We start from the raw sequence: 13,922 nt of genomic DNA on the forward strand, positions 1-13,922 counted from the left end.
TACCAACGCCCCCACCGATCGTTATCGCAACGCCGCCCCCTGCGGCACAGGAACCGCAAATGTATAAATGGCCCTATGCCGCATGGACCCAGGCAAGCATCGATGCCTGGACGCTGAGTGCCGAGGCATCGACGGTGATCGGCATGCGATTGGCCAAGATGGCGCTGGGTGGCCCCGCCGCCGATCAGGAAGCGCAGTTGATGGTCAGCGAAAAGATGGAGGCGATGGCCGAATTGCAGATGAAGATGCTCACCGGCGGTCTTGGCACCACGCCATTGTCGGGCACGCAAAAGACGCTGAAGCACTATCGAAAGAAGGTGGCGGCGAACCGCAAGCGGCTGGGCTGATCGCTACACCAGCCGGCGCGTGGGTCGACACCCACGGCAGGTAATGGCGGGCCGCGCCCGACGATGATGAGCACTACGTCTACGCTATAGCCCTCTAATGCCGCATGGCACTGAGGCTGGCGGTGATCACGCCCGGATGGATCGTCACTTGCTTTTCTGCGAGCTGTGACGTGATCCAGTTCGCCGCCTCTTCGACATCGGCAAAGGTCCTGGCAGGGACACCGAACAATTTCTCCGCATTCATCCGGCTCACCTCTTCCAGCCTCTCGGCGGGGACAACCGTCGCCATGCCGACGACAAGCGCCTTGATACGGTCCTTGTTGGTTTGCAGCCACATCTTGGTTTCCTTCGCACCGCCTTCCGCGCGAGCGAGCGCATCGGTGCCGGCGAAGACGCGCAGCGTCGCAAAACGCTCGCCTCGATCAAGCCAACTGGTCCAATCGGCCAAGAAGGCCATCTGCTCATCCAGCGTCACGGTGCCTTGCATCATGGAGGTAATCAGCGGCCAATGGGTAAGATCGTGGCGTATCATAGGCATGGCTTTCTGTTGCTTTTGGATGGTGGAAGGCGGCTTGGCCCGGGTGTCTTACCGGCAGATCACATCCTGACCGGCTTCGTCGGGATGGCCGCGCCGCGCCAGCATGGCCGCAGCGCCGTCGAGGATCAGGCCGAGTTTGCGACGCCACCAGTCTTCGGGGTTTCCCGCGATGACCGCAGACATTAACGCGACATGAGCGGCTGTGATCGGATGAAGCGCCATCTGAGTCTCCCATGAGCGCCGGATGCTGTTGCCGAGCGTATCGCCACCTTCCGTCCGCATGGTCGACGCCCTGGCCGCGCTGACCGGACGGGCAAAGTCCAATCTCTCGCGCACCCTGAAAGCCATGATCGGCTACGGCCTGATCCGTATGGAGCGCGACGGCCGCAAGCTCGCGCCGAAACTCATCCATGATCGCGTCGTGCTGGAACTGGCGTTGACCGGCCCGCACCGCCAGCCGTACCGCCGCAAGGAGACCGACCATGAATAAAGAAGCTCCCATGGTCGCCACCCGCGCAGCCCTCTATCTCCGGGTCTCGACCGCGCGGCAGGCAGAGCATGACGTGTCCATCCCCGACCAGAAGCGTCAGGGCGAGGCCTACTGCCTGTCGCGCGGCTATCAGCTTGTCGATACCTACGTCGAGCCAGGCGCGACCGCCACCAACGACCGCCGACCCGAGTTCCAGCGCATGATCGAGGCGGGCACCACCAAGCCCGCACCCTTCGATATCGTCGTCGTCCACTCGTTCAGCCGCTTCTTCCGCGATCACTTCGAGCTGGAGTTCTACGTCCGCAAGCTGGCCAAGAACGGCGTGAAGCTCGTCTCCATCACCCAGGAAATGGGCGACGACCCGATGCACGTCATGATGCGCCAGATCATGGCGCTGTTCGACGAGTATCAGTCCAAGGAGAACGGCAAGCACGTCATGCGCGCCTTGAAGGAGAACGCCCGGCAGGGCTTCTGGAACGGCGCATTGCCGCCGATCGGCTACCGCATCGTCGCCGCAGAGCAGCGCGGGACCAAGACCAAGAAGAAGCTGGAGATCGATCCGCTCCACGCCGACACGGTGCGGCTGATCTACCGGCTGGCGCTGGAGGGGAACGGCACGTCCGGTCCGATGGGCGTCAAGGCGATCGTGTCCCACCTGAACGCGCGCCGCATCTTCACCCGCGACGGCGGGCGCTGGGGTATCGGCCAGCTTCACCGCATTCTGACGCGCCGCACCTATATCGGCGAGCACGAGTTCAACAAGCGCTCCAAGACCAAGGAGTTGAAGCCCATCAGCGAGATCGTCACGGTGCCCGTGCCGCCGTTGATCGACCTTGAGACCTTCGACGCCGTGCAGGCGCATCTGAAAGCCCGCAATCCCAAGGTCACGCCGCCGCGCGTGGTCAGCGGCCCGACCTTACTCACCGGCATCTGCTTCTGCGCCAAGTGTGGTGGCGCCATGACGATTCGCACCGGCAAGGGCGGGCGCTATCGCTACTACACCTGCTCGATCAAGGCGCGGCAGGGCGAGACCGGCTGTTCGGGCCGCTCGATCCCGATGGAGAAGCTCGACACCATCGTCGCCAGCCATATCGAAGGCCGGCTCCTCCAGCCCGACCGGCTGGAGGAGGTGCTGGCTTCGGTCCTCGACCGTCGCCATGAGCGCGCAGAACGCCGGCAGGAGCATATCGGCGAGTTGAACCGCAGGGCGGCCGAGACCGACCTTCGCCTCAAGCGCCTCTACGACGCGATCGAATCAGGCGTCGCCGATATCTCCGATCCGGCGCTGAAAGACCGCATCGCCGGGTTGAAGGCGCTCCGCGATCAAGCACAGGTCGATGCCGAGCGGGCGCAGGCCATGCTCGAAAGCTCCGGCAATCAGGCGGTGACGCCCGCCACCGTGCGCCGGTTCGCCGACGTGGCGCGCCAGCGCATCAAGCTCGACGGGGGCGGTTATCGGCGGGATCACCTGCGCGCCTTCGCCCAGCGGGTCGAGGTCGCCGAGACCGAAGTTCGCATCATGGGATTGAAAGGAGAGCTGCTCCGCACGCTCACCGCCGTTTCCAGCGGGAAATCGGCGGGAATCGGCGTGCCCAGCTTGGGACTGAAGTGGCGGAGAGGGTGGGATTCGAACCCACGGTACCCGCAAGGGCACGCCGCATTTCGAGTGCGGTACATTCGACCACTCTGCCACCTCTCCGCGAGGTCATTTGGTGCCGATGGACAAGCTGTCCATGACCGGCCCCGGTCGATGAAGGCGGGCGTCTAATCGACAATTGCTGGCGGTGCAAGGGCCTGCTTGTGCGCAGCGCAATACGCATTAAATTAGAGGGATGTCGCAAAACCAGTTTCCGCACGATCGTCCACTCGACCCCGGTGTGCCCCTCCCCCAGATTGCCCATGCGCGCTTCAACGTAGGCGAAGTCGTCCGCCACCGCCTGTTCGATTTTCGCGGCGTGATCTTCGACGTCGATCCGGTGTTCGCCAATACCGAGGAATGGTATGATTCGATTCCCGAAAGCGTTCGCCCGCGCAAGGACCAGCCCTTTTACCATCTGCTCGCCGAAAATGCCGATTCGAGCTATGTCGCCTATGTCAGCCAGCAGAATCTGGTGACCGACGACAGTGAAGAACCGATCGACCATCCGGCGATCGGCGGACTGTTCGACAAGCTCGATAATGGCCGTTATCGGTTGAAACAGAGCCATCGGCACTGATTCCTTGGGGCGCTAACGGTTGACAGCCGCCGCCCCTTGGCATAACCGCCACTTTCCTTCTCGCGGGGCTTTTGCTTTTCGCGGGGATTACGCATTGAAGAAGAGTCTAGAGCCCATGTTCGCAGTCGTGCGCACGGGCGGCAAGCAGTATCGCGTTGCCGCCGGAGACAAGATCGTCGTCGAGAAGATCGACGGTGAAGCTGGTGATTCGGTCACGCTGGGCGATGTCCTGCTGGCCGGTGAAGGCGGCGATTTGAAAGCTGGCAGCGGTCTGACCGTAGCCGCCGAGATCATCGCGCAGGCGAAGGGTGACAAGGTCATCGTCTTCAAGAAGCGTCGCCGCCACAATTATCGCCGCAAGAACGGCCACCGCCAGAATCACACGATCCTGAAGATCGTGGCGATCGGCGGCGAGCGGGCCAAGGCCGACGCCAGCGAAAACGCTGCGGCCTGATCCGAGCACGAGGAGCATAGACAATGGCACATAAGAAAGCAGGCGGCTCGTCGCGCAACGGTCGCGACTCAGAGAGCAAGCGCCTTGGCGTGAAGAAGTTCGGCGGCCAGTTGGTCGTTCCGGGCAACATCCTGGTCCGCCAGCGTGGCACCAAATTCTATCCCGGCCCGAATGTCGGCATCGGCAAGGACCACACGTTGTTCGCGTTGGTCGATGGCCATGTGGCGTTCAACAAGGGCAAGCTTGGCCGCACCTTCTGTGCGGTACAGCCGATGGCACAAGCCGCCGAATAACGGGCAACCGGCCGGGTTGCCCACCAGGGTGACCCGGTGTTCCGTCAAGGAACCAGCGAACAAGGGAGACGGGTCGCCCCGGTCTCCCTTTTTTCATGCTCCCTCCCCTGCCCCGCCGCCCAGCGGCGAAGGCGTTTGCGAGGAGCGTGAGCATGTTCATACGCACGACCAGACTGACATTGCGGCCCGGTTGGCCCGAGGATGCCCCAGCCTTGTGCGCGGCGATCGCCGATCGCGACATCGTCGAAATGCTGGCGCAGGCCCCCTGGCCCTATACGCTGGACGACGCGCAGGCATTCCTGGCGCGACCGCCGCGCGCGGGTGAGCCCGATTTCCTGATATTCGAGCATGCCGATCGCATCGTGCGATTGGTCGGCGGCATTGGTGTGCGGCGCGATGCGGTTGGCGCGCTCGAGCTTGGCTATTGGTTGCGGCGCGATTCGTGGGGACGCGGCTATGCTACCGAGGCGGGCGCGGCGGTGATCGCAACGCTGCACGCCAGTCTGCGGACCGAGCGGATCGTGTCGGGGCACTTCATCGACAACACGGCTTCGGCGCGGGTGCTGGCGAAGCTGGGGTTCACCTCGACCGGCGCGATCGAGCCGCGCTGGTCGCGCGCGCGCGGGGTGGACGTGGCGTGCGTGTTGTATGAGCGCGGCGTATTTTCTCCCCTCCCGCTTGCGGGAGGGGTCGGGGGAGGGCTTGTCGAAGTCGCCGTGTAACAGGCCCTCCCCTAACCCCTCCCGCAAGCGGGAGGGGGATTTGGCTTACGCCGCTACCGGCATCCTCGCCGCAGCATAATCGCTGTCGACCTTGCCGATCAGCGCGCGGTCGTCATGGTTCCACGGGTGGAAACCCGGCAGGAAGAAGCTCGCCCACGCGCCCATGATCTTGCGCGCCATGCCGGGGCGGCCAAAGGCGTAGCGGAACAGCCGCCATCGCACTGCCGGCCCGCGCAGCCCGTCTTGGTCGAGCAAGTCGAGAATGCCGGTGGTGCGCCCGCGAAAGAATTTGGCGGTGACGATCATCATCACCAGCGATTTGACCCACCAGCGCCGCAGCCGGGGCCAGTCGCGCGTGGCGTGCATCCAGGTGTCATAGGCGACGCCCTTATGCTCGATCTCCTCGATCGCATGCCAGCGCCACATCGCCACCGCCTCGGCATCGCCGCCCGCCAGATGCGCCGGTGTCGCGACCAGTTCATGTGCCAGGATCGCGGTGAAATGTTCGAGGCACATCGTCGCGGCAAGATTGGCGACCGGCGGCCGATCCTTGGTCACCGCCAGTTCGTCGTCCACGCGCCGTTCGAGCCGGACTATATCATATCCCTGATCGGTGACATGACGATTGAACGCGACATGCTCGCGCGTGTGCAGCACTTCCTGCTTTACGAATGCGTTGATTTCAGCGGCCAGGCGCGGCGGCGCGTCATCGCGGAACTTGCGCACCGAATCGACGAAAAAGCCCTCCCCCTTGGGAAATGTCACCGACAAGGCATTGTAAAAGGCGGTCGCGATCGGATCGTCGTTCAGCCACCAGCGGCGATACCGATCGCCGTCGCGGCCAAAGCGGCGATCGCGCGGGGTGATCGTCAGATCAGCGGGAGTCTTTGCTTTCGACACCGAAATCCTCCACGGAATGCGTCAGATGTTCGGAACTAATCACTACTTACACTCATGTCAATAGAACGCAGGCGGCTCAGCCCCGAGCAATCGCGCGTGGCCGCGTTGCAGGCAGCGCGCGAGCTGTTGATCGAAGCGGGGCCGCAGGCGGTGACGCTGAAGGCGGTCGCGGCGCGGATCGGGCGGACCCACGCCAATCTGCTCCACCATTTCGGATCGGCGGCGGGGCTGCAAAAGGCGCTGGCCGAAAGCATGGCCGACACGATCACCGCCAAGATCGGCGCAGCGGCGCTGCGCGCCCGCGCCGAGCAAGACCCGCGCGAGGTCGTCGAACTGACCTTCGATGCGTTCGACAAGGAAGGCGCCGGCGCGCTGGCAAGCTGGATGATCCTGTCGGGCAATAACGATGCGCTCGATCCGATCCTCGAGGCGATCCACCGGCTGGTCGATGACCTGTCGGCGGCGGGGCATGGCGATCGGCCGATCCACGACGATACGCTGCAACTGGTGCTGATGGCGTTGGGCGACGCGCTGATGGGCGGGCCGATGGCAAAGGCGCTGGGATTGCCGCGCGATACCGCACGGCGGCTGGCGTTACAGGCATTGGCACGATCGCAGGGAATGAACGCCTGAAGCACCCCGGGCCGGGGCAGATTTTGGCGCTTCGACATTTCCCGCAAAACGCGCTATCGGCTCGCCATGCATTTTCTTGACCAGGCAAAGATCTTCGTCCGATCGGGCGCGGGCGGCGGCGGGGCAGTTGGCTTCCGACGCGAAAAATATATCGAATATGGCGGCCCCGACGGTGGCGACGGCGGCAAGGGTGGCGACATCATCTTTGAAGCAGTCCCCGGCCTGAACACGCTGATCGACTTTCGCTATACCCAGCATTTCCGCGCGCCGCGCGGCAATGGCGGCTCGGGCAGCAACCGCACCGGCGGCGGCGGCGAGGATCTGGTCATCAAGGTGCCGGTGGGCACCCAGATCATCAGCGAAGACAAGGAACATGTGCTCGCCGACTTCACCAAGCCGGGCCAGCGCCAGGTGTTCATGCGTGGCGGCGATGGCGGGCGCGGCAATGCCAGCTACAAAACGTCGACCAACCGCACCCCGCGCCAGCACGGCAGCGGCTGGCCGGGTGACGAGGCTTGGGTATGGCTGCGGCTGAAGCTGCTTGCCGATGCCGGGCTGCTGGGGCTGCCCAATGCGGGCAAGTCGACCTTCATCAACGCGGTGACCAATACCAAGGCAAAGGTCGGCGACTATCCCTTCACCACCACGCGCCCGCAATTGGGCGTGGTCAGCCATAAGTCGCGCGAATTCGTGCTCGCCGACATTCCGGGGCTGATCGAAGGGGCCGCCGATGGCGCGGGGATCGGCGATCGGTTCCTGGGCCATGTCGAGCGTTGCCGCGTCCTGCTCCATCTGGTCGACGCCAATGGCGATGACGTGATGGAGGCTTATCGCATCGTCCGCGAAGAGATCGCCGCTTATGGCGCGGACCTCGACGACAAGCCCGAGGTGATCGCGCTCAACAAATGCGACCTGCTCGATGCCGAACTGGTCGAAGCGATGACCGCCGAGTTGCGCGAAGCATCGGGCGGCGCTGAAATCTTCGCGATTTCGGGCGCGACCGGGGCTGGCATCGAGCCGCTGCTCGACCGGATGATCGAGACAATCGGCCCGGTCGAGCGGACGCATTACGAACTCGACAACGACGATGACGACGAGGGTGAGGGTGAGTACGGCGCAGGAGAAGTGAAGGCATGGTCGCCCATCTGATCGCGCCTTTCCGGGGCGGAGCGTGAGCTTCTCGCCGGCGGCCTGTCCGCGGCTGATCGTCAAGGTCGGGTCGTCGCTGCTGGTCGATCCAGCGGGCGAAATCCGGCGCGATTGGCTGGCCAGCCTGGTCGCCGACATTGCCGGGCGGGTGAGCGCAGGCCAGCAAGTCGCGGTGGTATCGTCGGGTGCGATCGCGCTGGGCGCGCGGCGGCTGAAGCTGGCCAAAGGCGGGCGGGCCAGCCTGGAGGACGCGCAGGCTGCGGCGGCGACCGGGCAGATCGCGCTGGCGGGCACCTGGGCGGCGCTGCTGCACGAACAGGGGCTTACGGCCGCACAGATGCTGCTGACGCTCGACGATCTCGAGGATCGCCGCCGCTATCTCAACGCCGCCGCGACGCTCGACCGGCTGTTGCGGCTGAACGTCGTACCGATCATCAACGAAAATGACTCGGTCGCGACCGAGGAAATCCGCTTCGGCGACAATGACCGGCTGGCGGCGCGCGTTGCCGGGGCGGCGATGGCGCAGGGGGTGATCCTGCTGTCCGATGTCGATGGCCTCTACACCGCCAATCCGGTGACCGACCCGGCGGCGACGCTGATCCCGCGAGTCGAGACGATCGCCGCGATCGAGGGGATGGCCGATGGTTCGTCGCGCTCGGGCATGGGATCGGGCGGCATGCTCGCCAAGGTAGAGGCGGCGCGGATCGCGACGGCGGCTGGCGCGCATCTGGCCATCGCGGGCGGACATGGGCTGCACCCGTTGCAACGCTTCGCCGACAGCGGCCATGGCACCGTATTCGTCGCACCGGCGAGTGCGCCTGCGCGTAAGGCGTGGCTGCGCGGCGGGCTTACCGCGCGCGGAGCGATCCATATCGATGCCGGCGCGGTTGATGCCCTGCGCGCTGGCAAAAGCTTGCTTCCCGCCGGCGCGCAGCGGATCGACGGTAGGTTCGCGCGCGGCGACCTGGTATTGCTGGTCGCGCCCGATGGCAGCCAGATCGCACGCGGCCTTAGCGAATATGGCGATGCCGATGCGGCGCTGGTGATCGGGCGGCGAAGCGACGAGCTGGGCGATCTGCTGGGCTATGCGCCACGCTCGGCGCTGGTGCATCGCAACCACATGGCGTTGCTGTGAGCGCGCCCCTGTGACGGTTCTGGCCATCACCGGCGGCACCGGCTTTGTCGGATCGCGGCTGATCACCCAGGCGCTCGCCGATGGGCACAAAGTTCGAGCCCTAACCCGCCGCCCGCAACCGCCGCGCGAAGGCGTGACCTGGATCGAGGGCGCGCTCGATCGTCCGGGAACCCTGTGCGCCGGCGTCGATGCGGTGATCCATGTCGCGGGCGTGGTGAATGCCCGCGACCGCGCCGGGTTCGTCACAGGCAATATCGACGGCACCCGCACGATCCTCGACGCCGCCGCCTCGGCGGGGATCGAGCGTTTCATCCATGTGTCGTCCCTGGCCGCGCGCGAGCCCGACTTGTCGACCTATGGCTGGTCAAAGGCGCAGGGCGAAGCGCTGGTGCGCGCAAGCGACCGCGAATGGGATGTCGTGCGCCCGCCGGCGGTATACGGCCCCGGCGACATGGAGATGCGCGAAATGTTCCGGCTGGCAACGCGCAGGGTGATGCCGCTGCCGCCACCGGGCAAGCTTTCGATCCTGCATGTCGATGATTTGGTGCGGCTGTTGCTGGCGCTAGTCCGAGTGAAGAGCGAACGCGCCACCTATGAAGTCGACGACGAAACCCCTGAAGCCTGGACGCATGAGAGCTTCGCGCGCGCGCTTGGCCAGGCGGTCGGCCAGCGGGTGATGCCGCTGTCGCTGCCGCGCCCGCTGCTTTCGTTTGCCGCAAAGATCGCGCGCGCCTTGCAGGGCGACGAGGCGAAGCTGACCCCCGATCGCGTCGCATATTTCTGTCATCCCGACTGGACCGCCCACCCCGATCGCCGCCCGCCAGCGGCGCTGTGGCAGCCCCGGATCAGCGCCGCGCAGGGACTACCGGCTACCGCCCAGTGGTATCGCGACAACGCCCTGCTATAGCAGCGCCGAAAAGCCGCCGCATTTTGCTGGCAGGTCACTACGCAACCGTAACCAGAAAGCACCGAATGTCCGACCGTCAGGCGATCTTCGACACCGTCACCGCCCAGATCGAACCCTTTAACAAAAAGGGCGTCGCGCTGGAGGAAGGCACCACCTTTGCCGGCGATCTCGAATGGGACAGCCTGACGGTGATGGATTTCGTCGCGGCGGTCGAGGATGAGTTCGACGTGCTGATCACGATGAACATGCAGGCCGAAATCGAAACCGTGGGCCAGTTGGTCGATGCGGTGCAGAAGTTGAAGCAGTAACCACCGTTCGTCCCAAATAGCCATTGAGCCTGTTGAAATGGCGTATCGAAGGACCGGGTCGTCTGGGGCGAGCTCCTTGGATACGGGTCTTCGACAAGCTCAGCCCCTACTCAGGACGAACGGGCCAGGATGGATTTAAAATGACCGAAGCCGCAACGATTGCCTATGCCCTGCCCGTCGAACCCGCGACCGCGCCGCCCGCGCGTGACCTGTTCAGCAAGTTCGACTCGCTGATCGCCGAGCGTGAGGCGCTGCTGGCCACCGGCGTGCGCGATCCGTTCGCGATCGTGATGGAGCGGGTCAAATCGCCGACCGAGGCGGTGATCCGGGGCAAGGACACCATCCTGCTTGGCACCTATAACTATATGGGCATGACCTTCGACCCCGACGTGATCGCGGCGGGCAAGGCCGCGCTCGATCAGTTCGGGTCGGGCACCAATGGCAGCAGGATGCTCAACGGCACTTTCCGCGACCATGTCGATGCCGAGGAAGCGCTCAAGGAATTCTACGGTGCCGATCATGCGATGGTGTTTTCGACCGGCTATCAGGCGAACCTGGGCATCCTGTCGACGATCGCCACCAAGGGTGAGTACATCATCCTCGACGCCGACAGCCATGCGTCGATCTATGACGGCTGCGCGCTGGGCAATGCCGAAATCGTCCGCTTCCGCCACAATTCGGTCGAGGATCTCGACAAAAGGCTGGGCCGCCTGCCCGCCGATGCCGGCAAGTTGGTAGTGCTGGAGGGCGTGTATTCGATGCTCGGCGACATCGCCCCGCTTCGCGAAATGGTCGCGGTCGCGCGCAAGCACGGCGCGATGGTGCTGGTCGACGAAGCGCATTCGATGGGCTTTTTCGGCGAACATGGCCGCGGCGTATATGAAGAAGTCGGGCTCGAACTCGGCACCGATGTCGATTTCGTGATCGGCACCTTCTCGAAGTCGGTCGGTACCGTCGGCGGTTTTTGCGTGTCGAACCATCCCAAGTTCGAAGTGATGCGGCTGTCGTGCCGGCCCTATATCTTCACCGCCTCGCTACCGCCCTCGGTGGTCGCGACCGCGGCGACTTCGATCCGCAAGCTGATGACCGCCGACAAGAAGCGCGCGCAATTGTGGGACAATGCCCGCACACTGCATGGCGGCCTGACCGAAATGGGGTTCAAGCTTGGCACCGCGCAGCCCGATTCGGCGATCATCGCGATCATTCTGGAAGACCAGCAGCAAGCGGTGGTGATGTGGCAGGCGCTGTTGGAAGGCGGGCTGTACGTCAATATGGCGCGCCCGCCCGCGACGCCCGCCGGCACCTTCCTGCTGCGGTGCTCGCTATGCGCCGAGCACACGCCCGAACAGATTGCGCGCGTGCTGGCGATGTTCGAGGCGGCGGGTCGTGCAGTGGGCGTGATCGACTGACCTTGTCGTTTCGCCAACGCGATCGGGGTGGATTTCGATACTGACGTCGTCGCCCGCTGTCGGTATAGCCGGGCGTTCACCCCGTAGCGAAAGCATGCTTTTCCCGACATGAAGTCGATCGACCGCTACATGGCACGCCTGATCGCGGTGCCGCTGTTTTCGACGCTGGTGATCGCGGCGATGCTGCTGGTGCTCGACCGGATGCTTCGGTTGTTCGACTTCGTCGCGACCGAAGGCGGTCCGGTGAGCGTCGTTTGGAAGATGCTCGCCAATCTGCTGCCCGAATATCTGGGGCTCGGCATTCCGATCGGGCTGCTGCTGGGCATCCTGCTCGCCTTTCGCAAGCTTGCCGCTTCGTCCGAGCTCGATGTGCTGCAGGGCGTCGGGATGAGCTATTGGCGGCTGCTGCGCGTGCCGTATTTCTACACCATCGTGCTGGCGGCGATGAACCTGGCGATCGTCGGCTATGTCCAGCCGACCGCGCGCTATGCCTATGAGGAATTGCGCTTCGAGCTGCGATCGGGCGCGCTGGGCGCGTCGATCAAGGTGGGGGAGTTCACCAGTTTCGGCCCCGACATGACGATGCGGATCGAGGAAAGCCGCGACAGCGGGCGTGACCTGTCAGGCATCTTCGTCAATTTCCGCGACAAGGAAGGCGGCTGGTACGCCGCATCGGCCGAAAAGGGCCAGTTCCTGGCGACCGACGATCCCAACACCATCCTGTTTCGCCTGACGCGCGGCACGCTGGTGCATAATTCGCCGGGCTTTGTGCAGCCGCGCGTGCTGACCTTCACCAGCCATGACCTGCCGATCCCGCTGCCCGAATTCGGACGCTTCCGCGCGCGCGGCGACCGCAACCTCGAGCGCACCTTGCCCGAGCTGGTGCGGCTGGGCGGCGATGCCGGTGCCAGTGCCGAGCTTCGCAATACCAGCCGCGCGGCATTCCATTTTCGCGTGGTCGAGGTGGTGACGATGTTCCTGCTGCCGCTGCTCGCGCTGGCGCTGGGCGTGCCAGCCAAGCGATCGAGTTCGGCGCTGGGCGTATTCCTGTCGATCGTGATGGTCGTCACCTATCACAAGGTGAACGAATATGGCGAAGCCGTCGGCGGCCTGGGTCGGATCGATCCGATCCTGGCGCTATGGGTGCCGTTTGCCGTCTTCGCCGCGCTGGTCGGCTGGATGTATTATCAAATCGCCTATGTCCCCGGCGGCCAGCCGATCGGCGGCCTGGAGCGGGTGGCGGGCCAGCTGGTGAAGGCGGTTACCAGCCGCCTGCCCGGCCGTCGCCGCGCCGCGTGAGGAAGCCGATATGGCAATGAACATCTCTTTCTTTCCGTCGCACACCGTGTCGCTCTACATGGGCAAGATGTTCCTGGTGCGGACCTTCGCCATTCTGGCGGCGCTGGTGATGGTGTTGCAGGCGCTCGACCTGCTCAGCGAAAGCGGGCGAATCCTTGCCTATGAAGGCAATGGCCAGGCCGAGGTGTGGCGCTATGCGTCGATGCGGACGCCGCAGATCATCTCGCGCTTCCTGCCGTTTGCGGTGCTGCTGGGCACGATCATCACGCTTTCGACGCTGAACCAGAATAGCGAGATCATCTCGCTCAAGGCGGCGGGCCTGTCAGCGCATCAAGTGCTGGCGCCGCTGATCGTCACCGCGCTTGGCGTGGCGGCATTGTCGTTTGCGTTCAACGACCGGGTGGTCAGCCGCGCCACGGCGACGCTCAACGCCTGGGAGCGGGTCGATTTCGGGCCGATGCCGGTCGATCGCGGCGATCGGGCCAATATCTGGGTGCGCGAAGGCGACGATTTGGTGCAGGTGCGCGAAGTGCGCGGACGCGGCAACGCGGCGCAACTGACCGGCGTCAGCCAATATCAGCGCCAGGGCGGGTCGATCATTTCCGTCGTCACCGGCGAGCGCGGCGTGCGCGACGGCAATGGCTGGCGGCTGACCAACGCCACCCGTTTCGATGTAAAACGCGGCGAAGTCCGGCAATTGCCGTCGATCGTGATCGGGCGCGGCATCAGTCCCGATCAGTTCACCCTGTCGTCGGTCGAGCCCGACGCGCTGTCGTTCGGCGCATTGAAGAGCGCGATCAGCGAACTCGCCCAGGCCGGACGCCCGACCAAGGCGCTGGAAGGCGCGCTGTGGCACAAGCTTTCGGGACCGCTTTCTTCGATCCTGATGCCGTTATTGGGCGCGGTCGCTGCGTTCGGGATCGCGCGATCGGGCAAATTATTCATCCGCGCGGTGATCGGGATGGGGCTTGGCTTTGCCTATTTCGTCGCCGACAATTTCGCGCTGGCGATGGGCAATCTGGGTGCCTACCCCCCGTTCCTCGCCGCTTGGGCACCGTTCCTGCTGTTCTTTCTGATCGGCGAGGCAGTGCTGGTGCGGACCGAGGAATAATCCCCGGTCGC

General features: G+C 64.6%; 18 protein-coding genes, 1 tRNA gene and 1 pseudogene. 15 read left to right on the top strand and 5 right to left on the bottom strand.

All coding sequences use genetic code 11. From position 1 onward, the window contains the following. Positions 1–59: 59 nt before the first annotated feature. Positions 60–347: a hypothetical protein gene (locus QU44_RS05590; protein WP_033920788.1), complete on the top strand. Its 288-nt coding sequence runs from the start codon at positions 60–62 to the stop codon at positions 345–347. A 94-nt stretch (positions 348–441) separates the two neighbouring features. Here the strand turns inward: QU44_RS05590 and QU44_RS05595 are convergent, their stop codons facing one another. Together QU44_RS05595 and QU44_RS17390 are read right to left on the bottom strand one after the other, a co-directional pair. Beyond that, positions 442–879: a hypothetical protein gene (locus tag QU44_RS05595; protein ID WP_033920790.1), complete on the bottom strand. Its 438-nt coding sequence runs from the start codon at positions 877–879 to the stop codon at positions 442–444. 54 nt (positions 880–933) lie between these two features. Further along, complete coding sequence (locus QU44_RS17390) at positions 934–1,167, bottom strand: hypothetical protein (RefSeq protein WP_052134367.1); 234 nt, start codon at positions 1,165–1,167, stop codon at positions 934–936. Between QU44_RS17390 and QU44_RS05600 the strand changes: the two genes are divergently transcribed. Further along, positions 1,166–1,375, top strand: a complete 210-nt coding sequence (locus tag QU44_RS05600) for an HVO_A0114 family putative DNA-binding protein (RefSeq protein ID WP_052134368.1) — start codon at positions 1,166–1,168, stop codon at positions 1,373–1,375. The two genes, QU44_RS17390 and QU44_RS05600, sit on opposite strands and share 2 nt — an antisense overlap. A gap of 10 nt (positions 1,376–1,385) precedes the next feature. Next, a pseudogene (locus QU44_RS18945) lies at positions 1,386–2,456 on the top strand (recombinase family protein); the annotation flags it as partial. Positions 2,457–2,630: 174 nt separating this feature from the next. Here QU44_RS18945 and QU44_RS18155 read toward each other — a convergent pair. Beyond that, entirely contained in the window at positions 2,631–2,843 is a 213-nt protein-coding gene (locus QU44_RS18155; RefSeq protein ID WP_156140964.1) for a hypothetical protein, read from the bottom strand. Positions 2,844–2,984: 141 nt separating this feature from the next. Then, a tRNA-Ser gene (locus QU44_RS05615) sits at positions 2,985–3,074 on the bottom strand. Positions 3,075–3,207: 133 nt separating this feature from the next. On the opposite strand from QU44_RS05615, the gene hspQ reads away from it, so the two are divergent. The 4 genes from hspQ (at position 3,208) to QU44_RS05635 (ending at position 5,060) form a co-directional block, all read left to right on the top strand. Further along, positions 3,208–3,591: a heat shock protein HspQ gene (gene hspQ / locus QU44_RS05620; protein ID WP_052134369.1), complete on the top strand. Its 384-nt coding sequence runs from the start codon at positions 3,208–3,210 to the stop codon at positions 3,589–3,591. A gap of 115 nt (positions 3,592–3,706) precedes the next feature. Continuing rightward, on the top strand, positions 3,707–4,045 hold the full coding sequence (gene rplU / locus QU44_RS05625) for a 50S ribosomal protein L21 (protein WP_033920796.1): 339 nt from the start codon (positions 3,707–3,709) through the stop codon (positions 4,043–4,045). 23 nt (positions 4,046–4,068) lie between these two features. Beyond that, positions 4,069–4,338, top strand: a complete 270-nt coding sequence (gene rpmA / locus QU44_RS05630) for a 50S ribosomal protein L27 (protein WP_033920798.1) — start codon at positions 4,069–4,071, stop codon at positions 4,336–4,338. A 152-nt stretch (positions 4,339–4,490) separates the two neighbouring features. Beyond that, positions 4,491–5,060 carry a GNAT family N-acetyltransferase gene (locus tag QU44_RS05635; protein WP_033920799.1) on the top strand — a complete coding sequence of 190 codons (570 nt, stop codon included), beginning with the start codon at positions 4,491–4,493 and terminating at the stop codon, positions 5,058–5,060. 45 nt (positions 5,061–5,105) lie between these two features. Here the strand turns inward: QU44_RS05635 and QU44_RS05640 are convergent, their stop codons facing one another. Next, the gene (locus QU44_RS05640; protein ID WP_033920801.1) at positions 5,106–5,960 is read right to left on the bottom strand and encodes a metal-dependent hydrolase; all 855 of its coding nucleotides are present in this window, start codon (positions 5,958–5,960) and stop codon (positions 5,106–5,108) included. A gap of 54 nt (positions 5,961–6,014) precedes the next feature. On the opposite strand from QU44_RS05640, the gene QU44_RS05645 reads away from it, so the two are divergent. From QU44_RS05645 to lptG, 8 genes are all read left to right on the top strand, one after another. Then, positions 6,015–6,593 (top strand): TetR/AcrR family transcriptional regulator, encoded by a 579-nt coding sequence (locus QU44_RS05645; RefSeq protein WP_033920802.1) that lies wholly within the window; start codon positions 6,015–6,017, stop codon positions 6,591–6,593. A 66-nt stretch (positions 6,594–6,659) separates the two neighbouring features. Beyond that, entirely contained in the window at positions 6,660–7,742 is a 1,083-nt protein-coding gene (gene obgE, locus QU44_RS05650) for a GTPase ObgE (protein WP_052134370.1), read from the top strand. Positions 7,743–7,764: 22 nt separating this feature from the next. Beyond that, entirely contained in the window at positions 7,765–8,877 is a 1,113-nt protein-coding gene (proB, locus tag QU44_RS05655; protein WP_033920804.1) for a glutamate 5-kinase, read from the top strand. A 10-nt stretch (positions 8,878–8,887) separates the two neighbouring features. Next, positions 8,888–9,784: an NAD-dependent epimerase/dehydratase family protein gene (locus tag QU44_RS05660; protein WP_033920806.1), complete on the top strand. Its 897-nt coding sequence runs from the start codon at positions 8,888–8,890 to the stop codon at positions 9,782–9,784. Between the two features lie 65 nt (positions 9,785–9,849). After that, positions 9,850–10,092: an acyl carrier protein gene (locus QU44_RS05665; protein ID WP_033920807.1), complete on the top strand. Its 243-nt coding sequence runs from the start codon at positions 9,850–9,852 to the stop codon at positions 10,090–10,092. 140 nt (positions 10,093–10,232) lie between these two features. After that, a complete protein-coding gene (gene spt, locus QU44_RS05670; protein WP_033920809.1) occupies positions 10,233–11,501 on the top strand; it encodes a serine palmitoyltransferase in 1,269 nt (422 codons plus the stop codon). A 108-nt stretch (positions 11,502–11,609) separates the two neighbouring features. Next, positions 11,610–12,800, top strand: coding sequence for an LPS export ABC transporter permease LptF (gene lptF / locus QU44_RS05675; protein WP_197054256.1), 1,191 nt, complete (start codon positions 11,610–11,612; stop codon positions 12,798–12,800). 16 nt (positions 12,801–12,816) lie between these two features. Further along, a complete protein-coding gene (gene lptG / locus QU44_RS05680; protein ID WP_033920810.1) occupies positions 12,817–13,911 on the top strand; it encodes an LPS export ABC transporter permease LptG in 1,095 nt (364 codons plus the stop codon). Positions 13,912–13,922 lie beyond the last annotated feature (11 nt).

It is taken from the genome of Sphingomonas sp. 37zxx (assembly GCF_000786205.1).
In the GTDB taxonomy this organism is placed as follows: domain Bacteria; phylum Pseudomonadota; class Alphaproteobacteria; order Sphingomonadales; family Sphingomonadaceae; genus Sphingomonas.